We start from the raw sequence: 20,323 nt of genomic DNA, 5'->3' as shown, positions 1-20,323 counted from the left end.
CCGCTGCCCCCGCTGCCCCCGCAGCCCCGGTGACGCCGCCCAAGGCGCCAGTGGCCGCCAAACCCGCGCCGGCAGAGCCCCCAGCGCCAGCCAAGGCCGCCCCTGCCAAGCAGGCCGCTCCCGCCGAGAGCAGTGCGGTACAGAGCGATACCACGGTGCGGGTGGATACCAAGACCCTGGACGTCATCATGAACATGGTGGGCGAACTGGTGCTGGTGAGAAACCGCCTGGTGAGCCTCGGCATCGCCAGCAATGACGAAGAGATGTCCAAGGCTGTCGCGAACCTCGACGTCGTGACCGCCGATCTGCAGGGCGCGGTCATGAAGACCCGCATGCAGCCTATAAAGAAAGTATTCGGCCGCTTCCCGCGTGTGGTGCGCGACCTGGCTCGTACCCTCAAGAAGGAGATCGAGCTGGTGATGGTGGGTGAGGACACGGATCTGGACAAGAACCTGGTGGAGGCCCTGGCCGACCCCCTGGTTCACCTGGTGCGCAACTCCTGCGACCATGGCGTCGAGATGCCGGACGTGCGCGAGAAGGCGGGCAAGCCCCGTCAGGGCACCATCACCCTGAGCGCCTCCCAGCAAGGGGACCACATTCTGCTCTGCATCGAGGATGACGGCGCAGGGATGGACCCGGAGAAGCTCAAGTCCATCGCCATCAGCCGTGGCGTGCTCGATGCTGACAGCGCGGCGCGCATGAGCGACAACGATGCCTACAACCTGATCTTCGCCCCCGGCTTCTCCACCAAGTCGGAGATCTCCGACATCTCCGGCCGTGGAGTGGGCATGGACGTGGTGAAGACCAGCATCGTCAGCCTCAATGGCTCGGTGCACATCGATTCCACCTGGGGCAAGGGCACCCGTCTCGAGATCAAGGTTCCCCTGACCCTGGCCATTCTGCCGACCCTGATGGTGGAGGTGGGTCAGCAGACCTTCGCCCTGCCCCTCGGTTGCGTGAATGAAATTTTCCACCTGGATCTGAAAAAGGCCAACGTGGTGGATGGCCAGCTCACCATCATCGTCCGTGACAAGGCGATTCCGCTGTTCTACCTGCACAAGTGGCTGGTACGCGGTGCCGGCAAGACGGCCCGCCAGGACCAGGGCCACGTGGTCATCGTCCAGATAGGGACCCAGCAGGTGGGCTTCGTGGTAGACAACCTCATCGGTCAGGAAGAGGTGGTGATAAAGCCCCTGGACAACCTGCTGCAAGGAACCCCCGGCATGGCTGGCGCCACCATCACCAGCGACGGCGGCATCGCCCTCATTCTGGATGTGCCCAGCCTGCTCAAGGCCTATGCCCGTCGCCACTGAGCGCCAGGCTCAAGGAGTTAAAAGAATAACAATGGCAGTCAAGGTATTAGTGGTCGACGATTCGAGTTTCTTCCGCCGTCGGGTCAGCGAAATCATCAATCAGGATCCCCTGATGACGGTGATCGACACGGCTCAGAACGGGCGGGAGGCGGTAGACAAGGCGCAGCAGTTGCGGCCCGATGTCATTACCATGGACATTGAAATGCCGGTGCTCGACGGCATCAGCGCCGTGCGCGAGATCATGGCCAAGTGTCCGACCCCCATCCTGATGTTCTCCTCCCTGACTCACGAGGGAGCCAAGGCAACCCTGGATGCGCTGGATGCGGGCGCCCTCGATTTTCTGCCCAAGAAGTTTGAAGACATCGCCCGCGACAAGGACGAAGCCGTGAACCTGCTGCAGCAGCGGGTCAAGGAGATCGCTCGCAAACGCTTCCTGATGGCGACCCGGCCCCGCGCCCCCGAGCCTGCCGTCCGGCCCGCCGTCACGGGGACCCTGAATCGTCCCTTGGCCGAACGCCAGCCCGAGCCTGCGCGGGCAGCGGCGGCTCCCGCCGCGTTCAAGCGCAGTGGCAAGAGTTACCAGCTGGTTGCCATCGGTACCTCCACCGGCGGGCCGGTGGCACTGCAGAACGTGCTGACCAAGCTGCCGGGGGATTTCCCTCATCCCATTCTGCTGATCCAGCACATGCCGGCCACCTTCACCGCTGCCTTTGCCGCCCGCCTCAACGGGCTGTGCCAGATAGGGGTCAAGGAGGCGCAGGATGGCGACGTGCTCAAGCCGGGTCAGGCCTATCTTGCCCCCGGTGGCAAGCAGATGCTGCTGGAAGGGCGCGGGCCCGGTGCCCGTCTTCGCATCATCGATGGCAATGACAAGGTCAACTACAAACCCTGTGTGGACATCACCTTCGCCTCCGCCGCCAAGACCTATGGCGACAAGGTGCTGGCCATCGTCCTGACCGGCATGGGCGCGGATGGCCGCGACGGTGCCCGTCTGCTCAAGGAGCAGGGGGCGACCATCTGGGCGCAGGATGAAGCCTCCTGTGTGGTCTATGGCATGCCCCAGGCCGTTGCCAAGGCGGGCATAGCAAGCGAATCCCTGCCGCTGGATCGGGTAGCCCAGCGCATTCTGGTCGAGTTGGGCCGCTGACCATGGGCATGCTCGGCCTGGTGCTGGCGCTGGGGGCCGTCGCCATCGCCCAGTGGTGGCATGGCGGGAGCCTGCTGACCCTGCTGGATGGCCCGGCCTTTGTCATCGTCGTCGGGGGAACCTGGGGGGCGGTGATCTTGCAGACTCCCCGCAGGTACCTGCTCAGTGCCCTGAGGCAGGCTACCTGGATGCTGTTTCCGCCGCAGCTGGATCTTGCGGAGCAGGCCGAGCGCCTGAAGGCGTGGGCTCAGTTCGCCCGCCAGCAAGGCTTGCTGGCGCTGGAAAACCAGGCCGAGGCCGAGCCCGATCCCTTCACCCGCCAGGGGCTTTCCATGATTGTGGATGGCGTCTCCATCGAGGATATCCGCAGCCTGTTGGAGGCGGATATCGACATCGAGCAGGAGCGCAACGAGCACTCGGCCAGGGTGTTCGAGTCCATGGGGGGGTACAGCCCCACCATCGGCATCATCGGGGCCGTGATTGGCCTCATCCAGGCCATGTTTCATCTGGAGGAGCCAGGCACCCTGGGGGCGGGCATTGCCGTGGCCTTCGTCGCCACCATCTACGGGGTGGGCTTTGCCAACTTGCTCTATCTGCCGATTGCGAATCGGTTGCGCGCCTTCCACTACCATTACGGCCTCTATCAGGAGATGACCCTGGAGGGGCTTCTGGCCATCGCCCACGGGGAGAACGGCCCGCAGGTTGAAAGGCGGTTACGGGCTTATCTGAAAGGGGAGTAGCCATGCGCAAGCGCTATCGTTTGCACCTGCAAGGGCGAGAGCATCTCGATCGCTGGCTGGTCTCCTATGCCGATTACATGACGCTCATCTTCGCCCTTTTCGTGGTGCTCTACTCCGTTGCCATCGTCAACAAGGAGGAGTACCGCGCCGTCATCGAGGGCATGACTCAGGCCTTCAACCAGGCGCCGCGCAGCGATGGTCTGCTGGAAGGGCGGGGCAATGCCTTGTTGGACAACCCGGTCTCGGCCGCCCCCAGCCTGCTGGAGAGCCAGGCCTCTGCGTCCCCCTCTCGGGCACCCATCACGGGCACGCCCGTCTCGCAAGATGGCACGGCTCTTGCGCAGATCGACATGCAGATCCAGGAGTCCATGGGCGCCCTGGTCGATGCAGGGGTGGTGAAGCTTGCGCAGGATGACAACTGGCTGACGGTGGAGCTGAGTTCAGGTCTCCTGTTCAACAGTGGCAGCGCTTTTCTGGGGAGCAATGCCGCACCCGTGCTCGATACGCTTTCAGGTATTCTCAAACCGGTCGATAACTATGTCAGGGTGCGGGGCTACACGGATAACCAACCGATAAACAACGAAATTTTCCGCTCCAACTGGACATTGTCAGCGGCCCGTGCCGAGGCAGTGCTCAATGCCCTGGTGGGCAAGGGGGTGGCTCCCGGTCGGCTCGCCTACGAGGCGTACGGAGAGTTTTCCCCCTTCGTCGACAATGGCACCGAGCAGGGACGATTACAGAATCGCAAGGTGGTGGTCGCCATATCCAGGTTCGCCTGGGTGCCGCCAGCCCCCGTCAAACCGCTGACGGTGGCACCGGTGCAGGACGCACCGCAGAGTGTCGACAGTGAAAAGATCAGGGTGATCGCGCTGCCCGGTGGGGGCATACGCATAACAACAAGGCAGGATTGATACAGTGATTGTTTGGACGGTTGCCAATCAGAAAGGTGGAGTCGGTAAAACCACCACGGTCGTCTCCCTGGCGGGCATTCTGGCCCAGCGTGGCCAGCGGGTACTGCTGATCGACACCGACCCCCACGCCTCCCTGACCTCCTATCTCGATTTCGACTCGGACAGGCTGGAAGGCACCCTGTACGAGTTGTTCCAGGCGGCCAAACCCAGCGCCGAGCTGGTCAACCGGATGACCCTCAAGACCCGATTCGAGAACATCAGCCTGCTGCCTGCCTCGATTACCCTGGCCACGCTGGATCGGGTGATGGGCAACCGGGAAGGGATGGGGCTGGTGCTCAAGCGCGCTCTGCTGCGGGTGCAGGATCAGTTCGACTACGTGCTCATCGACTGTCCGCCGGTGCTGGGGGTCATGATGGTGAACGCGCTGGCGGCCTGCGATCGCATCCTGGTGCCGGTGCAGACCGAATTCCTGGCCCTCAAGGGGCTGGAGCGGATGATGAAGACCTTCGAGATCATGCAGCGCTCCAAGCGGGAGAAGTTCCGCTACACCATCATTCCGACCATGTTTGACAAGCGTACCCGCGCCTCCCTGATGACATTGCAGTCCATCAAGGAGCAGTATGGGGAGGCGGTGTGGAATGCGGTCATTCCCATCGACACCAAATTCAGGGATGCCAGTCTGGTGCACATTCCTCCCTCCATCTATGCACCGGGCAGCCGGGGCACCTATGCCTATGAGACCCTGCTCAACCATCTCGACGCGCTGGAGCGTCAACGGACCCAGGAGGTGATGCCGTGAGAGAGACCACCCAGGTTCGGGCCATGGACGACTATTTCCACTCCCTGCTGCTGGACGATGCCCTGCTGCGGGAAGATCCCGAAGACGAAGCACCGGCCCCTGCGTTGCAACGTCAGACCGTCGCCGTGCCGGAGGTGGCTGCCACCCCCTATCTTGAAGCCGATACCCGACTGGCCCAGCTGAGCGAGCTGCTTGCCCAGGTGGGACAGGTCCAGTTCGAGATGGATGCCCTGAGCCACGAAGAGGTGCATGTCGAGCCATTCCAGCTCGAGGCGGAGGTGGTTGACAGTGAGCCTCTGGTCGCCCTGGCAGAGCCGGTGGTGGAAGCCGTGGTGGAGGAGGTCGAGCCCGTCGCCCTCGCGGTGGCGGAACCCGCGCCCGCCCTCGAAGCGGCGCCCGCACCATCGACCTGGGAGAACCTGGATACCGGCAACGAGTTTCAGGCGCTCTTCTTCGACGTGGCCGGGGTGACGTTTGCGGTGCCTCTGACCGAGTTGGGGGGCATCCATCAACTGGGGGAGGTGACCTCTCTCTTCGGCCAGCCGGGCTGGTACAAGGGGATCATGACCTCCCGCGAGCAGAAGATGAATGTGGTGGACACGGCCCAGTGGGTCATGCCGGGCCAGCATCTGGAGATGGACGATTACAAATATCTGATTATGCTGGGAGAATCACCCTGGGGATTGGCTTGTCACCAGTTGAAGGGCACAGAACTGCTGCACCGGGACCAAGTGAAGTGGCGCCATCAGGAGGGCAAGCGCCCCTGGCTGGCCGGCATGGTCAAGGAGAAGATGTGTGCCCTGCTGCACGTCAGGGAGCTCTTGCTGCTGCTTGGCCGGGGCGTGAACATCGAAGGCCGCTGACAACATCGGCATCGCCATGGTTTTATTGCTAATTTTACCCGTTGACGGGTTCATACAAGGATCAAGAAGATGACAGAGAAGCGCAATATTGCACAGAATCTGGCCGAAGACGAAGTGCTGCAGTGGGTGACCTTCCAGTTGGAAAACGAGACCTATGGCATCAACGTGATGCAGGTTCAGGAAGTGTTGCGCTACACCGAGATCGCTCCGGTCCCGGGTGCACCTGACTACGTGCTGGGCATCATCAACCTGCGTGGCAACGTGGTGACCGTCATCGATACCCGCTCCCGTTTCGGCCTGCCGGCCGGGGACGTGAGCGAGAACTCCCGCATCGTCATCATCGAGGCGGAGAAGCAGGTGATCGGCATCATGGTGGACAGCGTGGCCGAGGTGGTCTATCTGCGCTCCTCCGAGATCGATGCCGCCCCGGCGGTGGGCACCGAGGAGAGCGCCAAGTTCATCCAGGGCGTCAGCAACCGTGACGGCCAACTGCTGATCCTGGTGGATCTCAACAAGCTGCTCTCCGACGAAGAGTGGGAAGACATTGGTTCCCTGTAACAGGGACGGGAACGTGCGGACGGGGGCGATGGCACCTGTCCGCCTCCCTGTGACGGTAAGGTGATGGTTTGATGATTGAATTTGCAGCCTTGGGGTTGTCCTTGCTCGCACTGGTGCTGGCCCTTTACGGGATCCTGGGGCACCGTCGTCGCCAGCGAGAGTCCGAGGCCAGGGTGGAAGCGCTGCAGGGGCAGCTTGAGAGTCTGCGCAAGCAGATGATGGAGTTGCACACGGGCGCCATCGGCATGGGTCAGCGTCTGCAAGCCGCAGAAGGGGCCATGCAGAAGATCCACGACAGCCAGCAGGAGCTGACGTTGCAGGATCCGGAGCGCCGCCTCTACAGCCGCGCCGCCAAGATGGTGGAGCTTGGTGCCGATCTGGACGAGGTGATGAGCGAGTGCGAGTTGCCCCAGGCGGAAGCGGAGCTGCTTATTTCCCTGCGAAAGGGACGCAGCTGACGGATGTGTCGCGGGGAGGCCGGTGCCTCCCCGCTTTCTGTTCGGCCCGTGGCCACCTCTTTCTCGATGCCGGGACGGTGATAATCCTTTGGCATCAATCTCTTTGGTGGGGGCGCGATCTTCCCCACAAATCCTGTTGATTATTGGCATCTTTGAAAAGACGCCTCCGGATCCTGTGTTAAGATGCAGGCCGCCTCATTTTCAACGATTACATCCCCATGCTGCTTCAAGCGAACAATCTGAGCTGCGTGCGTGAAGATCGCACCCTGTTTGAACATCTCTCCTTCGCGGTGCGTGCCGGGGATTTGATGCAGATTGAGGGTCCCAACGGGGTGGGCAAGACCAGCCTGTTGCGCCTGCTCACCGGCCTCTCCCAGCCCTTTGCTGGCGAGGTGTGCTGGAATGGGGAGAATATCCGCCATTGCCGGGATGAATACCACGCCAGCCTGCTTTACCTGGGCCATCAGCCCGGCGTCAAGGCGACCCTGACCCCCCTTGAGAATCTCTCCTTCTACCAGAAGCTTCATGGCCCTGCCGGGGACGGCGTGGATCTCTGGCGGGTGCTGGCCCAGGTCGGTCTCGCCGGTTTCGAAGACTATCCCGCGGGGCAGCTCTCCGCCGGGCAGCAGCGACGGGTGGCGCTGGCCAGGCTGTGGCTGAGCGAGCGACCGGCGCTCTGGATCCTGGACGAGCCCTTCACCGCCATCGACAAGCAGGGGGTCAGGGTGCTGGAGCAGTTGTTCCTCGCCCACGCGGACAGGGGGGGCATGGTGGTCCTTACTACCCACCAGGATCTGACCCTGATGCAGGGGCGGCTCAAGACCCTCTCCCTGACCTCGCTGTTGCAGGAGTAGCCCATGCTGCGCGCCGTCATACACCTTATTCACCGCGAGTTGCTGATGGCCCTGCGCCAGCGCGCCGACATCTTCAACCCGCTCTGGTTCTTCCTCATCGTCATCACCCTGTTTCCATTGGGGATCGGGCCCGAGCCCCAGTTGCTCGCCCGCATCGCTCCCGGCATCATCTGGGTGGCGGCCCTGCTGGCGGCCATGCTCTCCCTGGAGCGGCTGTTTCGTGACGACTTCAGCGACGGCGCCCTGGAGCAGATGATGCTGATGCCCCATCCCCTGGGGTTGCTGGCCCTGGCCAAAGTGATCGCTCACTGGTTGCTGACCGGTCTGCCGCTGTTGCTGGTCTCCCCCTTGCTCGCCATCCTGCTCTCCCTGGAGCTGAAGACCTATCTGGCCGTGGTGGCTACCCTGGCGCTCGGTACACCAGTGCTGAGCCTGCTCGGGGCGGTCGGAGTGGCGCTGACCGCAGGGCTGCGCAAGGGGGGCGTGCTGCTCAGCCTGCTGCTGCTGCCGCTCTATATTCCGGTGCTTATCTTCGCCACGTCCGCCATCGACGCGGCCAGCATGGGACTGCCCTATGCCGGTCAGCTCGCCATCCTGGGGGCCATGCTGGTGGGGGCATTGACCCTGACGCCCCTGGCCATCTCGGCGGCGTTGCGGGTGAGTGTCAACTGATTGATTTGGTGAAAAGATTTTCGTTTGAAGCCTTGTTAGGGGCGAGATAGTTGAGATAGATCAAGGGGATGGCTGCTTATTGCTTTCGGGGGATATGATGTTTTTCCCCCATGGGTATGGTAGCCCTCGCCACTTAAAAATTAATAACTGAAAGGTTTCGTGAGCTATGTGGAAATGGTTGCACCCTTATGCCAAACCCGAGCGCGCCTATGGGCTGGCCGGCACCCTGCTGCCCTGGTTTGCCGTGACAAGCCTGCTTGCCTTCATCATCGGCACCGTCTGGGGGCTGGCTTTCGCTCCCGCCGATTACCAGCAGGGCGACTCTTTCAGGATCATCTATATCCATGTACCCTCCGCCATCCTCTCCATGGGCGCCTACTCCACCATGGCGGTAGCCGCCTTCATTGGCCTGGTGTGGCAGCTGCGCATGGCAGACATGACGGTGGCGGCCATCGCCCCGGTGGGGGCCGTCTTCACCTTCATTGCCCTCTTTACCGGCGCCGCCTGGGGCAAACCCATGTGGGGCACCTGGTGGGTGTGGGATGCCCGGCTCACCTCCGAGCTCATCCTGCTGTTCCTCTATCTGGGTGTCATCGCCCTCTACAACGCCTTCAGCGACAAGGTGGTGGCGGGCCGCGCCGCCGGCATCCTGGCGCTGGTCGGGGTGATCAACCTGCCCATCATCCACTACTCGGTGGAGTGGTGGAACACCCTGCACCAGGGGGCCACCATCACCAAGTTTGACAAACCCTCCATCTCCCCCGAGATGCTGTGGCCGCTGCTCATCATGATCCTGGCGTTCGCCGCGTTTCTCGGTGCCCTGACCCTGATGCGTTTTCGCAATGAGCTGCTGATGCGGGAGTGGCACCGCCCCTGGGTCGCCGACATCGCCAGGCAGGAGAAGTAAGCATGCACTTTGCCTCGTTCAGTGATTTCATGGCCATGGGAGGCTATGCCTTCTACGTCTGGCTCTCCTTCGGTCTGACCCTGCTCTGCCTGGTCGGCATCGTCATTTCCACCCGGTTGAAGACCCGCAGCCTGCTTGGCGAACTGCGCAACAAGCAGGCTCGGGAGGCACGCCGCAAGGCAGCCCAGCAGATGGAGAACACCCTATGAACCCGCGCCGCAAGAAACGCCTCACCATCATCCTGGCCATCAGCCTGGGCCTTGCCAGCGTGACTGGCCTGGTGCTCTATGCCCTGAGCCAGAACATCGACCTCTTCTACACCCCGAGCGAGCTGGTGGAAGGGAAGGGGCCGGAGAAGATCAAGCCCGAGGAGGGGCAGCGCCTGCGCATCGGTGGCCTGGTGGTGCCGGGGTCTGTGGTGCGGGATCCCCAGAGCCTCAAGGTAGCCTTCAAGCTGGTGGACAACGGCGGCCATTTGGTGACGGTGGAGTTTGACGGCATTCTGCCGGACCTGTTCCGCGAGGGGCAGGGCATTGTCGCTCAGGGCACCCTCAAGGATGCCACCACGGTCGCCGCCTTCGAGGTGCTGGCCAAGCACGACGAGAACTACATGCCGCCGGAAGTGGCCGACGCCACCAACGGCATGCACTTCAAGCCCGAGTACACAGAGGCACAGTTGCAGGGAGCCAAGCAATGATGCCGGTATGTGCCAAGAATTCACTTCTTTATGCCGCCAAATCGGCAGGTTTCTCCGTGCAATCGAGAGGGAATAGTCAATGATCCCGGAATTAGGGCAGTTCTCACTGATCCTGGCCTTCGCCACCGCCCTGCTGCTGGGCAGTTACCCGCTGATCGGGGCCCATCTCGGTCGTCTTGGCATGATGTCGGCGGCCCGCCCGCTCGCCTACAGCCAGTTTCTGCTGCTGCTGCTGTCGTTTCTCTGCCTCACCTGGGCCTTTATCGACAACGACTTCACCGTGCAGTACGTGGCCACCAACTCCAACAGCCTGCTGCCCCTGCAATACCGCATCTCGGCGGTGTGGGGAGCCCATGAAGGCTCGCTGCTGCTCTGGGTGCTGACCCTGGGGGGCTGGACGGCGGCGGTGGCCCTCTTCAGCCGCCGCCTGCCGCTCGATGCGGTGGCGCGGGTACTCGGGGTGCTCGGCCTTATCTCGGTGGGCTTCACCGCCTTCGTGCTGTTCACCTCGGATCCTTTCACCCGCACCCTGCCGTATTTCCCGGTGGACGGGCGGGATCTCAATCCGCTGCTGCAGGATCCCGGTCTCATCTTCCACCCCCCCATGCTCTACATGGGCTACGTGGGCTTCTCGGTGGCCTTCGCCTTCGCCATCGCCTCCCTGATGACGGGGCGTCTGGACGCCACCTGGGCGCGCTGGTCCCGTCCCTGGACCATGGCGGCCTGGGTGTTCCTGACGCTGGGCATCGTGCTCGGCTCTTGGTGGGCCTATTACGAACTTGGCTGGGGTGGCTGGTGGTTCTGGGATCCGGTGGAAAACGCCTCCTTCATGCCCTGGCTGGCGGGCACGGCCCTGCTCCACTCCCTCGCGGTGAGCGAGAAGCGCGCCACCTTCAAGGCCTGGACCGTGCTGCTGGCGCTCTCGGCCTTCTCCCTGAGCCTGCTCGGCACCTTCCTGGTGCGTTCCGGCGTGCTGGTGTCGGTCCATGCGTTTGCCTCGGACCCGACCCGGGGTCTGTTCATCCTGGGCTTCCTGCTGGCGGTGATAGGCAGCTCCCTGCTGCTGTTCGCTTTCAAGGGCTCCCAGGTGAAGAGCCACGGCAAGCATGAGCTGTGGAGCCGGGAGACCCTGCTCCTTGGCAACAACATCCTGCTGGTGGCGGGCCTGCTCACCGTGCTGCTCGGCACCCTGTTGCCCCTGGTGCACAAGGAGCTGGGGCTTGGCAGCATCTCCATCGGCACCCCCTTCTTCAATCACATCTACAGCTGGCTCATCATCCCCTTCGCCCTGCTGCTGGGGGTGGGCCCCCTGTTCCGCTGGCGCCGCCAGGATCTCGGTGAGCTCAAGGGCAAGGTGATGCTCGCCCTGGTGCTGAGCCTGGCCGCGGCTCTGCTGTTGCCCAAACTCTTTGCCGAGGCGTTCAAACCCTGGGCTGCGCTCGGTATTGGGCTTGGCGTCTGGATCATCGTCACCAGCGTGCAGGAGACCTGGGCGCGGGCCACCCACAAACACGGTTTTGCCACCGGCGTGCGCAAGCTTGGCAACAGCCACTGGGCCATGATCCTGGGGCACGTGGGGCTCGCGGTCAGCATCATCGGCATCGCCTGCACCCAGAACTACAGCATCGAGAAGGACCTGCGGATGCAGGCCGGCGATCGCGTCCAGTTCGCTGATTACGAGTTCGTCTTCACCGGCATCAAGGAGAAGAACGGCCCCAACTACGACGGTTTCAAGGGTGTGCTGGAAGTGCACCGGGATGGCAAGCAGGTTGCCCTGCTCAAACCCGAGAAGCGGATGTACACCGTGAGCCGCATGCCGATGACCGAGGCGGCCATCGATGCGGGGGTTACCCGGGATCTCTATGCGGCGCTCGGCGAGCAGCTCGACAACGGCGCCTGGGCGGTACGGATCTACTACAAGCCCTTCGTGCGCTGGATCTGGTTCGGCGGCGTCTTCATGGCCCTCGGCGGCGTGCTGGCCATGCTGGACAAGCGCTACCGCTTCGGACGTCGTGACGAGGAGGCCAAGGCATGAGCAAGAAGACCTGGCTCTATCTGCTGCCCTTCATCATCTTCCTGATGGGGGCCGTGTTTCTGTTCAAGGGGCTCTACTCCGATCCCACCAAGCTCGAATCCGTGATGGTGGACAAGGAGGTGCCCGTGTTCACCCTGCAGGACATCTATGACCTGGGCAAGCAGCACGACAGGAGCATCCTCAAGGGGCGCCCCATGCTGCTCAACGTCTGGGCCACCTGGTGCCCGACCTGTTACGGGGAACACACCTACCTCAAGGAGCTGGCGGGGCAGGGGATCTACATCGTCGGCATGAACTACAAGGATGAGCGTGACAAGGCCATCAAGTGGCTGGCGGAGCTTGGCAATCCCTACCAGATCAACCTCTATGATCCGGACGGCATGCTGGGGCTGGATCTCGGTGTCTATGGCGCGCCGGAGACCTTCTTCATCGACAGCCAGGGCATCATCCGCTATCGCCACGTGGGGGACATCAACCCAGACGTCTGGGCGTCGACTCTCAAACCCATCTTCGATGCCATGAAGTGAGGCCTCCCCGATGAAAACACTGATTGCATCCCTGTTGCTGCTGGCCGGTCTCGTCTGCGCCGGACAGGCCCGCGCCGCCATCGACGTCTACACCTTCGACAGCGACGCCCAAGAGCAGACCTTTCGCGAGCTGACTAAGGAGCTGCGCTGCCCCAAGTGCCAAAACCAGGACATCGCGGATTCCAACGCCGGGCTCGCCAAGGATCTGCGGGACAAGACCTACCAGATGGTGCGCGAGGGCAAGGAGAAGCAGGAAGTGGTGGACTACATGGTGGCCCGCTACGGCAACTTCATTCTCTATGATCCCCCCCTGATGGCCTCGACCCTGATCCTCTGGCTTGGCCCCTTGCTGGTCATCGTGATTGGCGTCGTCACCGTGGTGGTGCGAAGCCGCCGTCGTCCCGCGGCTGCCACGCCGGCGGATAGCGCCCTGAGCGCGGAGGAGCAGCGTCGTCTGGCTGCCCTGCTCAAAGAGGAAGAGAAACAATGACCCCATTCTGGATACTGGGTGCGGCCCTGCTGGTGCTGGCGAGCCTGGCGCTGATCGTGCCGCTGTGGCGTGGCGAGGGCCGGCAGAGCATCAGTCGCTCGGCCCTCAACAAGCAGCTCTATCGCCAGCGCCTGCTGGAGATAGGGGAAGAGCGGGAGCAGGGGATACTGGCGGAGGAGCCGGAATCCCTGGTGGAGCTGCAGCGCAGCCTCCTGGACGACATTCCCGACGTGGAGCAGACCGCCCGTGGCGGCAAGAGCCTGATCTGGATCCCCGGTGTGCTGGTGCTGGCGGTGGTGAGCATCGGCCTCTACGCCAAGCTCGGCGCCTGGCAGGAGGTGAGCCGCTGGCAGGATGCCAGCAGCCGGTTGGGGGAGCTCAGCAATCGCATCCTGGTGGAGCGCGACACCCGGGTGACCGAGCAGGATCTGCTGGACTTCACCCTGGCCCTGCGAACCCGGCTGAAAGAAGAACCGAACGACTACCGTGGCTGGCTGCTGCTGGGGCGCCTGACCCTGGATGGCAATGATCCCGAGATGGCCCGCGAGGCGCTGGAGCGTGCCTACGCTCTCGCGCCCCAGAAGGCCATGGTAGCGGTGCCCTATGCCCAGGCCCTGATGATGACGGGGGAGGAAGCCCGTGCGGATCAATTGTTGCAGGCGGTCATTACCGAGGACCCGGCCAACATCGAGGCTCGCTCCGTCCACGCCTTCATGGCCCTGCAAAAAGAGGATTTCCAGACCGCCCTCGACCGCTGGCAGGGGATGTTGCCGCTGCTGGAGCCGGGCTCGGCCCGCTACACCATGGTGGAGCGCTCCATGGAGTACGCCAGGCAGCAGCTTGTCCAGCGTGGCATCGCCGTGACTACCCCGTCTGCCGAAGGCCAGGCACAAGCCGGGGTGCTGGCGGTGAAAGAGGGGGAGTTCCCCCTGCACATCACCCTGGCGCCGGGCATCAAGATGCCGGAAGATGCCCATCTGTTCGTCTTTGCGGTGATCCCCAACGGTCCGCCCATGCCCATCGCGGTCAAGCGCATTGCTGGCCCGCATCTCCCGCTCACCCTCTCCCTGGGGGACGGGGATGCCATGATGGCGGGGAGCAAGCTGGCGGCCCATGCCGAGCTGCAGTTCAAGGCGCGCCTCTCCCGGGGCGGCAACGTCATGAACAAGGAAGGCGCCTTTGAAGGGGTTTCGGTCACCGTGCCGACCAGCACCATCCCCACAGCGCCGATTGACATCCGCATCGATCACGCCCTCTAATACGCTTTTGGCCCACCCCTTGGGGTGGGCCCCCTGTATAATTCATATCAATACCCAAAAAAATCTTAGGACTTTCATATGTATCTGCGTTCAGGAGCATTGGCGGTGGCATTGCTGCTCGCGGGCTGTGCGGGCGGCCCTCCCAAGCCGGGCCCGGAGAGCCTGGATCTCGGCGAGACCCCGAGCCGCCCCGGGGCATCCAGCACGGCCAGCGATCCTCGCGACCCCTTCCAGGGGCCCAACCGTGCCATGTGGGCCGTCAACTATGACGTGCTGGAGCCCTATGTGGCGCGCCCCGTGGTACACGGCTATGCCCGCTATGTCCCGCAAGGAGTGAGGGACAGCATCGAGAATTTCGTGGACAACTTCGACGAGCCGAGCAGCATGGTAAACCACCTGCTGGTGGGGGATCTGAAAGGGGCCGGTACCAACCTGGGCCGCTTCACCCTCAACACCACTGTGGGCCTGCTCGGTCTGTTCGACGTGGCCAAGCATGCGGGCCTGGCTCGCAACACACTGGAGATGGACACCGTGCTCGGCAAGGCCGACATCGGGGATGGCGCCTATCTGATGGTGCCGGTCTACGGTCCCACTACCACCCGTCAACTGGTAGGGGATACCATCGATACCATCTACTTCCCCTATGCCCTGCTGACCTTCCCGCTGAAGGTGGTGCACTGGGCACTGGATGGCCTCGGCACCCGCTCCAAGCTGATCGATCAGGAGCGCATCATTGACAACGCGCTGGATCCTTACGCCCTGACCAAGGACTTCTACTTGCAGTACAACGATGGCAAGGTGACGGGCCGCAAACCCGAGCTCCAGGAGCAGAAGTCAGAGGCGGCGGATGATGGCAACCTCGACGATTACATGGACGAGATAGACCAGTAAGCACGGTCATCTTCCACAAGGCGCCTGAGGGCGCCTTTGTTGTCGATGGCAGGTGTTCGACCATAAAAAACGCCCCGCAAGTGCGGGGCGTTTTGGCAAGAAAGGCTTATCAGGCAGCCAGGTTCTTGGCCACGAATTCCCAGTTGACCAGGGCCCAGAAGGTTTCCATGTACTTCGGACGCAGGTTGCGGAAATCGATGTAGTAGGCGTGTTCCCACAGGTCGACGGTCAGCAGCGGGGTGGTACCGGCTTCGGTCAGCGGGCAACCGGCGTTGGAGGTGTTGACTATGGCCAGGGAGCCGTCAGCCTTTTTCACCAGCCAGGTCCAGCTGGAGCCGAAGTTGCCGATGGCAGACTTGGTGAACGCATCCTTGAACTCGGCGAAGGAGCCGAAGGCCTTGGTGATGGCATCGGCCAGGGCGCCAGTGGGCTCGCCACCGCCGTTCGGGGAGAGGCAGTGCCAGTAGAAGGTGTGGTTCCAGATCTGGGCAGCGTTGTTGAAGACGCCACCAGTGGAGGTCTTGATGATCTCTTCCAGAGACTTGCCTTCAAACTCGGTACCCGGCACCAGGTTGTTCAGGTTGACCACGTAGGTGTTGTGGTGCTTGCCATGGTGGTATTCCAGGGTTTCCTGGGAGATGTGCGGTTCCAGAGCATTGATTGCATAGGGCAGAGCGGGAAGTTCGAAAGCCATTTTCTACTCTCCATTGGCTGGTCCGTGCGAAGGCGACGGTTGCAAGACATTGCGTACTCTTTTCTATCTTGAAAAGAATTGTTCTTGAAATGAGGGGGCCAGACGGCCCAAAGCCCGTCGATTGTAGCAGTATCAAAGATGGGCGAACAACCCTTGATTCTTGCCATGATCCGGATCAAGCTGCGGCGTATTGATGCATGACTTCTTTCATTCGCAACGGTTTGCCAGTTTGTGGTCTGCCCGGATTGCAGTAGAATGGCCGCCGAAATCGCTCCAGTGAGGCATTTATGGAAACTATTGAAAAGATCAAACAGCAGTTGGCTGAGAATCCCATCATCCTCTACATGAAGGGATCCCCCAAGCTGCCCAGCTGCGGTTTCTCTGCCCAGGCCTCCCAGGCCCTGATGTCCTGCGGCGAGCCTTTCGCCTATGTCGACATCCTGCAGAACCCGGACATCCGCGCCGAGCTGCCGAAATTCGCCAACTGGCCCACCTTCCCGCAACTGTGGGTCGAGGGCGAGCTGGTCGGTGGTTGCGACATCATGATCGAGATGTTCCAGGCCGGCGAGCTGCAGACCCTGATCAAGGAAACTGCCGCCAAGCACAAGCAGGATGACGCTGCCGCCGAATAAGGCCGCATCCATACCATGCAAAAAGGGGAGCCACTGGCTCCCCTTTTCTTTGTGCCCACGACAGACATCAGGCGATGCGTTCGAGGCGCGCCATGTAGAAGCCGTCGAAGCCGGTCTCGGCCGGGCTGACGTTGTGATCGCCGATCAGGCGGAAGTGCTCGTTGGCGGCGAGGAACTTGTCCACCTGCTGGCGGTTCTCCTCGGGCAGGATGGAGCAGGTGGCGTAGACCAGTAGGCCGCCCACCTTCACCATCTGGCTGTAGCGCTGCAGGATCTCCTCTTGCAGGGCGACCAGCACCGGCAGGCGCTCGGCGGTGTCGCGCCACTTGGCATCCGGGTTGCGCTTGAGCACGCCAAGGCCGGAGCAGGGGACGTCCAGCAGCACGCGATCGGCGCTTTCTTTAAGGCGCTTGACGGTCTTGCTGCTGGTGATGACCCGGGTCTCCACGTTGTGGGCACCGGCGCGGCGGGCGCGCTGCTTGAGGTTTTCCAGTTTCCACTCTTCCACGTCCATGGCCAGCAGACGGCCCTTGCCCTGCATCATGGCGGCCAGGTGCAGGGTCTTGCCGCCGGCACCGGCACAGGCGTCGATGACCCGCATGCCGGGCTTGACGTCGAGGGCCGCGGCCACCAGCTGGGAGCCGGCATCCTGCTGCTCGAAGCAGCCATCGGCAAAGGCCTGAGTACGGAACAGGGCGGCGTCCGAGGTCACTTGCAGGGCGGTCTCCACTCCGTCGACGGGCACTGTGGTGACATGCTCTTTGGCCAGCATGGCTTGCAGCTCGTCCCGGGTGCACTTGAGGGTGTTGACCCGCAGGTAACGCTTGGGCATCCAGGCCAGGGCGGCACGCTCGGCCGGCCAGGCGTCGCCCAGTTGCTCGCTGCCGAGCTTTTCCAGCCAGGCAGGGCAGCCGTCCATCAGCACCGGGTTCTTCTTGGCCTCGGTCAGGCGGCGGCGGAACGCCTCCTCGTTGAAGCGATCCAGGGTCGGGTGGTTGGGCTGATCTATCTTGTGGAAGGCGTGCCAGCTGTGCAGCAGCGGCCAGACATTCTTCTCCGCCTGACGGACCTGGATGCCGGTGAGGAAGCAGTAGAGGCTGAGGCGGCGCAGCAGATCGCCGGTGACCAGGGCAATCCTTGCCTGTTCTTGCGGTTTGAGTTCGATGCCGGAGAAGTGACGTGCATAGGCGCGGTCGAGGGTAAGACCCTGACCTAGCACATCGTCAACGATGGCAACGACCAGATCCCCGAAACGGGGCAACAGTGGGGACTTGAGCATGAGATTAACCTTGGCCAAAGAAAGAGTGAACCGGCCCCGTCGAAGAGGGGTTCTGGAACGGACAAATCCGCGCCATGATAGGGGCTAGTCTGCATTGGTGCAACCTTCCCCATTCGGGGAATGTACAGAGGATGTTGCTGGACTAATCGGACCAGCGGGCAAATGATGCCGTGGCAGTTCAGGTGAATCCGTTTAAAAAGGAATTAAAAAGATGCAGTTGATGAAATATTCTCCGCTGGCGGTGCTGGTGGCGGGTCTGATGACGTCCGGCAACCTGATGGCCGGCGAGTGGCATACGGTCACGGCGCGGGCCACCGCCGCCGATGGGTACGAGGTGAGGGCCAGCCAGTATCGCATCGTCACCGTCTCCACCGATTACCTGGCTGCCCTGAAGGGGGGCGAGCGCCGCCTGACTCTGCCTCTGCCGGATGGCAAGGAGGTGACCTTCAGCCTGCAACCCTATGATCTGCTGCCGGCGGATCTGGCCGCCAAATATCCCGATATCCTGGCCTTCAAGGGGTACAACGAAGCGGCGCCGGGCGAGACCGGGCGCTTCGATCTCGGTCCCCAGGGATTCCACGCCATGTTCAGCCATGAAGGGAAGATGGTGTTCGTCGATCCCCTTCGCAATGGGGAAGGCTATGCCGTCTATTACCAGCAAGATGCCCACAGCCGGCTGGAAGAAGAGGCGGACAAGGTGATCGGGGGCGAGGCCAAAAAGCTGGCCCGCCAGGTGCTGGTGGATGGCAACGAGCGCAAGCGCTATGTCATCGCCATCTCGGCGGCGGGGGAGTACACCCAGTATCACGGCGGCACCGTGGAGGCGGGTCTTGGCGCCATCACCACCCTGCTCAACCGGGTCAACGAGGTCTACCAGCGTGACGTGGCGGCCGAATTCCAGCTCGCCAGCGGCAACGACACCATCATCTTCACCGACGTGGCGAACGATCCCTTCAACAATGATGACGGCGATATCGATGCCAACATGCAGGTGCAGGCCGATGCCCTGACCAAGGGGCTGGGGGCCTTCGACATCGGCCATGTGGTCAACACCGGTGGCGGCGGCCTGGCGGGACTGGGCGTACTCTGCACCCCTGACAAATCGGCGGGGATGACGGGCTCCTCCGAGCCGGTGGGGGATGCCTTCTTCATCGACTACGTAGCCCACGAGATTGGTCACCAGTTCGGGGCAGACCACACCTTCAACGGCACCACAGGCAGTTGTGGCGGCGGCAACCGGGAACCAAGCCAGGCCTGGGAGCCGGGCAGCGGCAGCTCCATCATGGCCTATGCAGGGATCTGCGGAGACGAAGATCTGCAGCCCCACAGCGAGCCCTATTTCCACAGCAAGTCCATCGAGCAGATGCGGGCCCACATGGCCACGGAGCCAAATTGCGGCACCCCGTTGGCGCTGGTCAACAATGCGCCCCAGGTGGCGGCAGGCAATGACTACGTCATCCCTGCCAACACCCCCTTCGTGCTCAAGGGGGCGGGGGCCGATCTTGACAGCGATCCGCTGAATTACACCTGGGAGCAGATCGATCTGGGGACGGAGTCGAGCAGCCCGGCCACCATGGTGGACGACGGCAGCCGCCCGCTGTTCCGTTTCGTGGCGCCGACCAGCGTGCCGGAGCGCATCCTGCCGAGTCTCACCTCCCTGCTCACCAACACCCTGGCAATAGGGGAGGCCTGGCCTGCCACCAACCGGGACCTGAACTTCCGCCTCACGGCGCGGGACGGCAAGGGCGGTGTCGCCAGCGATGACATGAAGATCCAGGTGGTCAACACCGGCAAGGCCTTTGCCCTGACCAGCCCGGTGGTGACCCCCCTGGGGGCGGGCAAGACGCAGACCATCAGTTGGGAAGTGGCCGGCACCAATGCCGCCCCCATCAACTGCAGCAAGGTGGATCTCTTCATGACCCGGGACGAGGGGGCAAACTGGACTCCCCTTGCCAGCGGCAAACCCAACTCGGGCTCGGCGAGCGTCACCATCCCGGCGGGCCAGGACGGCACTGCCCGCTTGAAGGTGGCGTGCAGCGACAACATCTTCTTCGCCATCAGTCCCCTCAAGCTCTCGGTCACCCAGCGCGGTGAAGAGGGGGGAAGCGGTGGCGGCGGTGCCCTCGGCTTCTGGACCCTGGCCCTGGCGTTGCTGGGCTGGCAGCGGAGGCGGGCATGAGACTGGCCGGGGGGCTGCTGCTCACCCTGCTCGGCGGTTGTCAGGCCGATGCTGACACCCTGGAGCAGGCGGTCAGCGCCAGCCTCGCCAGGCAGGATTACCGGCTGATCGTGCGGGCCGGGCGCGGCGAGGTGGCGCCCGGGATCGCGGCGGATCAGCAGGCGGCGGCCAAGGCGCGCTGCGGCGTGCGCTATCTCGACGGATTCGGGGATGTCATCAAGCCGGATCAGAAGGAGGCCCACGCCAGGCTGAGCGCCTATGCGGCGGACTACAACCGGCGCATGCTGGCCCATTGCCCGCCGGTTGACGGCAAGCAGTAGGCTGACGGTCATCGGCATAAAGGGGGAGGCATGAGCCTCCCTCTCTTTTTGCTCCGCCATTTGGCCGCCCCGAGGCTTGTACCCATGGCGCGCTCGTC

23 protein-coding genes are annotated in these 20,323 nt (G+C 62.9%); 21 read left to right on the top strand and 2 right to left on the bottom strand.

The genetic code is table 11. The features are described 5' to 3' along the window. From BN1120_RS12835 to BN1120_RS12750, 18 genes are all read left to right on the top strand, one after another. On the top strand, nucleotides 1-1,313 hold a 1,313-nt coding region (locus tag BN1120_RS12835; RefSeq protein ID WP_042016385.1), incomplete at its 5' end, for a chemotaxis protein CheA. Nucleotides 1,314-1,344: 31 nt separating this feature from the next. Next, nucleotides 1,345-2,460: a protein-glutamate methylesterase/protein-glutamine glutaminase gene (locus tag BN1120_RS12830; RefSeq protein WP_041215583.1), complete on the top strand. Its 1,116-nt coding sequence runs from the start codon at nucleotides 1,345-1,347 to the stop codon at nucleotides 2,458-2,460. A 2-nt stretch (nucleotides 2,461-2,462) separates the two neighbouring features. Next, nucleotides 2,463-3,200 carry a flagellar motor protein gene (locus BN1120_RS12825; RefSeq protein ID WP_042016381.1) on the top strand — a complete coding sequence of 246 codons (738 nt, stop codon included), beginning with the start codon at nucleotides 2,463-2,465 and terminating at the stop codon, nucleotides 3,198-3,200. Nucleotides 3,201-3,202: 2 nt separating this feature from the next. Continuing rightward, entirely contained in the window at nucleotides 3,203-4,111 is a 909-nt protein-coding gene (locus BN1120_RS12820) for an OmpA family protein (RefSeq protein WP_042016380.1), read from the top strand. Between the two features lie 4 nt (nucleotides 4,112-4,115). Further along, on the top strand, nucleotides 4,116-4,910 hold the full coding sequence (locus tag BN1120_RS12815) for a ParA family protein (protein ID WP_010673940.1): 795 nt from the start codon (nucleotides 4,116-4,118) through the stop codon (nucleotides 4,908-4,910). Continuing rightward, the gene (locus BN1120_RS12810) at nucleotides 4,907-5,773 is read left to right on the top strand and encodes a chemotaxis protein CheW (protein ID WP_010673941.1); all 867 of its coding nucleotides are present in this window, start codon (nucleotides 4,907-4,909) and stop codon (nucleotides 5,771-5,773) included. Before BN1120_RS12815 ends, BN1120_RS12810 begins: the two co-directional genes overlap by 4 nt. Nucleotides 5,774-5,842: 69 nt before the next feature. Continuing rightward, complete coding sequence (locus tag BN1120_RS12805; RefSeq protein ID WP_010673942.1) at nucleotides 5,843-6,331, top strand: chemotaxis protein CheW; 489 nt, start codon at nucleotides 5,843-5,845, stop codon at nucleotides 6,329-6,331. Nucleotides 6,332-6,402: 71 nt separating this feature from the next. Beyond that, the gene (locus BN1120_RS12800) at nucleotides 6,403-6,789 is read left to right on the top strand and encodes a DUF2802 domain-containing protein (protein ID WP_010673943.1); all 387 of its coding nucleotides are present in this window, start codon (nucleotides 6,403-6,405) and stop codon (nucleotides 6,787-6,789) included. Nucleotides 6,790-7,007: 218 nt separating this feature from the next. After that, nucleotides 7,008-7,643 (top strand): cytochrome c biogenesis heme-transporting ATPase CcmA, encoded by a 636-nt coding sequence (gene ccmA, locus BN1120_RS12795; protein WP_039039903.1) that lies wholly within the window; start codon nucleotides 7,008-7,010, stop codon nucleotides 7,641-7,643. A gap of 3 nt (nucleotides 7,644-7,646) precedes the next feature. Then, on the top strand, nucleotides 7,647-8,315 hold the full coding sequence (gene ccmB, locus BN1120_RS12790; protein ID WP_010673945.1) for a heme exporter protein CcmB: 669 nt from the start codon (nucleotides 7,647-7,649) through the stop codon (nucleotides 8,313-8,315). A gap of 166 nt (nucleotides 8,316-8,481) precedes the next feature. Then, entirely contained in the window at nucleotides 8,482-9,222 is a 741-nt protein-coding gene (locus tag BN1120_RS12785; RefSeq protein ID WP_010673946.1) for a heme ABC transporter permease, read from the top strand. A 2-nt stretch (nucleotides 9,223-9,224) separates the two neighbouring features. Continuing rightward, nucleotides 9,225-9,431, top strand: coding sequence for a heme exporter protein CcmD (ccmD, locus tag BN1120_RS12780; RefSeq protein WP_039039901.1), 207 nt, complete (start codon nucleotides 9,225-9,227; stop codon nucleotides 9,429-9,431). Further along, nucleotides 9,428-9,919, top strand: a complete 492-nt coding sequence (gene ccmE, locus BN1120_RS12775; protein WP_010673948.1) for a cytochrome c maturation protein CcmE — start codon at nucleotides 9,428-9,430, stop codon at nucleotides 9,917-9,919. The genes ccmD and ccmE overlap by 4 nt, the downstream gene beginning before the upstream one ends. 79 nt (nucleotides 9,920-9,998) lie before the next feature. Next, complete coding sequence (locus tag BN1120_RS12770; protein ID WP_041212639.1) at nucleotides 9,999-11,954, top strand: heme lyase CcmF/NrfE family subunit; 1,956 nt, start codon at nucleotides 9,999-10,001, stop codon at nucleotides 11,952-11,954. Then, a complete protein-coding gene (locus tag BN1120_RS12765; RefSeq protein ID WP_010673950.1) occupies nucleotides 11,951-12,481 on the top strand; it encodes a DsbE family thiol:disulfide interchange protein in 531 nt (176 codons plus the stop codon). The genes BN1120_RS12770 and BN1120_RS12765 overlap by 4 nt, the downstream gene beginning before the upstream one ends. Before the next feature lie 10 nt (nucleotides 12,482-12,491). Continuing rightward, a complete protein-coding gene (locus BN1120_RS12760; RefSeq protein WP_042016378.1) occupies nucleotides 12,492-12,971 on the top strand; it encodes a cytochrome c-type biogenesis protein in 480 nt (159 codons plus the stop codon). Further along, on the top strand, nucleotides 12,968-14,230 hold the full coding sequence (gene ccmI, locus BN1120_RS12755; protein WP_042016376.1) for a c-type cytochrome biogenesis protein CcmI: 1,263 nt from the start codon (nucleotides 12,968-12,970) through the stop codon (nucleotides 14,228-14,230). Before BN1120_RS12760 ends, ccmI begins: the two co-directional genes overlap by 4 nt. A gap of 78 nt (nucleotides 14,231-14,308) precedes the next feature. After that, a complete protein-coding gene (locus tag BN1120_RS12750; RefSeq protein ID WP_042016375.1) occupies nucleotides 14,309-15,121 on the top strand; it encodes an MlaA family lipoprotein in 813 nt (270 codons plus the stop codon). A gap of 109 nt (nucleotides 15,122-15,230) precedes the next feature. Here BN1120_RS12750 and sodB read toward each other — a convergent pair whose 3' ends face one another. After that, nucleotides 15,231-15,815 carry a superoxide dismutase [Fe] gene (sodB, locus tag BN1120_RS12745; protein WP_010673954.1) on the bottom strand — a complete coding sequence of 195 codons (585 nt, stop codon included), beginning with the start codon at nucleotides 15,813-15,815 and terminating at the stop codon, nucleotides 15,231-15,233. 287 nt (nucleotides 15,816-16,102) lie between these two features. Between sodB and BN1120_RS12740 the strand changes: the two genes are divergently transcribed. Beyond that, on the top strand, nucleotides 16,103-16,447 hold the full coding sequence (locus BN1120_RS12740) for a Grx4 family monothiol glutaredoxin (protein WP_010673955.1): 345 nt from the start codon (nucleotides 16,103-16,105) through the stop codon (nucleotides 16,445-16,447). A 67-nt stretch (nucleotides 16,448-16,514) separates the two neighbouring features. On the opposite strand, the gene BN1120_RS12735 is transcribed toward BN1120_RS12740, so the two are convergent. After that, nucleotides 16,515-17,726 (bottom strand): RsmB/NOP family class I SAM-dependent RNA methyltransferase, encoded by a 1,212-nt coding sequence (locus BN1120_RS12735; RefSeq protein ID WP_010673956.1) that lies wholly within the window; start codon nucleotides 17,724-17,726, stop codon nucleotides 16,515-16,517. A gap of 211 nt (nucleotides 17,727-17,937) precedes the next feature. Here BN1120_RS12735 and BN1120_RS12730 point away from each other — a divergent pair, with 211 nt between their 5' ends. Both BN1120_RS12730 and BN1120_RS12725 read left to right on the top strand, forming a co-directional pair. Beyond that, the gene (locus BN1120_RS12730; protein WP_042016373.1) at nucleotides 17,938-19,905 is read left to right on the top strand and encodes a reprolysin-like metallopeptidase; all 1,968 of its coding nucleotides are present in this window, start codon (nucleotides 17,938-17,940) and stop codon (nucleotides 19,903-19,905) included. Beyond that, nucleotides 19,902-20,225, top strand: a complete 324-nt coding sequence (locus BN1120_RS12725) for a hypothetical protein (protein ID WP_042016371.1) — start codon at nucleotides 19,902-19,904, stop codon at nucleotides 20,223-20,225. The genes BN1120_RS12730 and BN1120_RS12725 overlap by 4 nt, the downstream gene beginning before the upstream one ends. Nucleotides 20,226-20,323: the final 98 nt, after the last annotated feature.

Origin of the sequence: Aeromonas caviae (assembly GCF_000819785.1) — a bacterium.
Lineage (GTDB): Bacteria > Pseudomonadota > Gammaproteobacteria > Enterobacterales > Aeromonadaceae > Aeromonas > Aeromonas caviae.
This window is presented reverse-complemented; position numbering and strand designations above follow the sequence as displayed.

Bases quoted from the DNA above. Each gene is read 5' to 3' on its own strand.
- BN1120_RS12830 (WP_041215583.1), top strand. From the start codon at position 1,345: ATGGCAGTCAAGGTATTAGTGGTCGACGATTCGAGTTTCTTCCGCCGT.
- BN1120_RS12825 (WP_042016381.1), top strand. From the start codon at position 2,463: ATGGGCATGCTCGGCCTGGTGCTGGCGCTGGGGGCCGTCGCCATCGCC.
- BN1120_RS12820 (WP_042016380.1), top strand. From the start codon at position 3,203: ATGCGCAAGCGCTATCGTTTGCACCTGCAAGGGCGAGAGCATCTCGAT.
- BN1120_RS12805 (WP_010673942.1), top strand. From the start codon at position 5,843: ATGACAGAGAAGCGCAATATTGCACAGAATCTGGCCGAAGACGAAGTG.
- BN1120_RS12800 (WP_010673943.1), top strand. From the start codon at position 6,403: ATGATTGAATTTGCAGCCTTGGGGTTGTCCTTGCTCGCACTGGTGCTG.
- ccmA (WP_039039903.1), top strand. From the start codon at position 7,008: ATGCTGCTTCAAGCGAACAATCTGAGCTGCGTGCGTGAAGATCGCACC.
- ccmB (WP_010673945.1), top strand. From the start codon at position 7,647: ATGCTGCGCGCCGTCATACACCTTATTCACCGCGAGTTGCTGATGGCC.
- BN1120_RS12785 (WP_010673946.1), top strand. From the start codon at position 8,482: ATGTGGAAATGGTTGCACCCTTATGCCAAACCCGAGCGCGCCTATGGG.
- ccmD (WP_039039901.1), top strand. From the start codon at position 9,225: ATGCACTTTGCCTCGTTCAGTGATTTCATGGCCATGGGAGGCTATGCC.
- ccmE (WP_010673948.1), top strand. From the start codon at position 9,428: ATGAACCCGCGCCGCAAGAAACGCCTCACCATCATCCTGGCCATCAGC.
- BN1120_RS12770 (WP_041212639.1), top strand. From the start codon at position 9,999: ATGATCCCGGAATTAGGGCAGTTCTCACTGATCCTGGCCTTCGCCACC.
- BN1120_RS12765 (WP_010673950.1), top strand. From the start codon at position 11,951: ATGAGCAAGAAGACCTGGCTCTATCTGCTGCCCTTCATCATCTTCCTG.
- BN1120_RS12760 (WP_042016378.1), top strand. From the start codon at position 12,492: ATGAAAACACTGATTGCATCCCTGTTGCTGCTGGCCGGTCTCGTCTGC.
- ccmI (WP_042016376.1), top strand. From the start codon at position 12,968: ATGACCCCATTCTGGATACTGGGTGCGGCCCTGCTGGTGCTGGCGAGC.
- BN1120_RS12750 (WP_042016375.1), top strand. From the start codon at position 14,309: ATGTATCTGCGTTCAGGAGCATTGGCGGTGGCATTGCTGCTCGCGGGC.
- sodB (WP_010673954.1), bottom strand. From the start codon at position 15,815: ATGGCTTTCGAACTTCCCGCTCTGCCCTATGCAATCAATGCTCTGGAA.
- BN1120_RS12740 (WP_010673955.1), top strand. From the start codon at position 16,103: ATGGAAACTATTGAAAAGATCAAACAGCAGTTGGCTGAGAATCCCATC.
- BN1120_RS12735 (WP_010673956.1), bottom strand. From the start codon at position 17,726: ATGCTCAAGTCCCCACTGTTGCCCCGTTTCGGGGATCTGGTCGTTGCC.
- BN1120_RS12730 (WP_042016373.1), top strand. From the start codon at position 17,938: ATGCAGTTGATGAAATATTCTCCGCTGGCGGTGCTGGTGGCGGGTCTG.
- BN1120_RS12725 (WP_042016371.1), top strand. From the start codon at position 19,902: ATGAGACTGGCCGGGGGGCTGCTGCTCACCCTGCTCGGCGGTTGTCAG.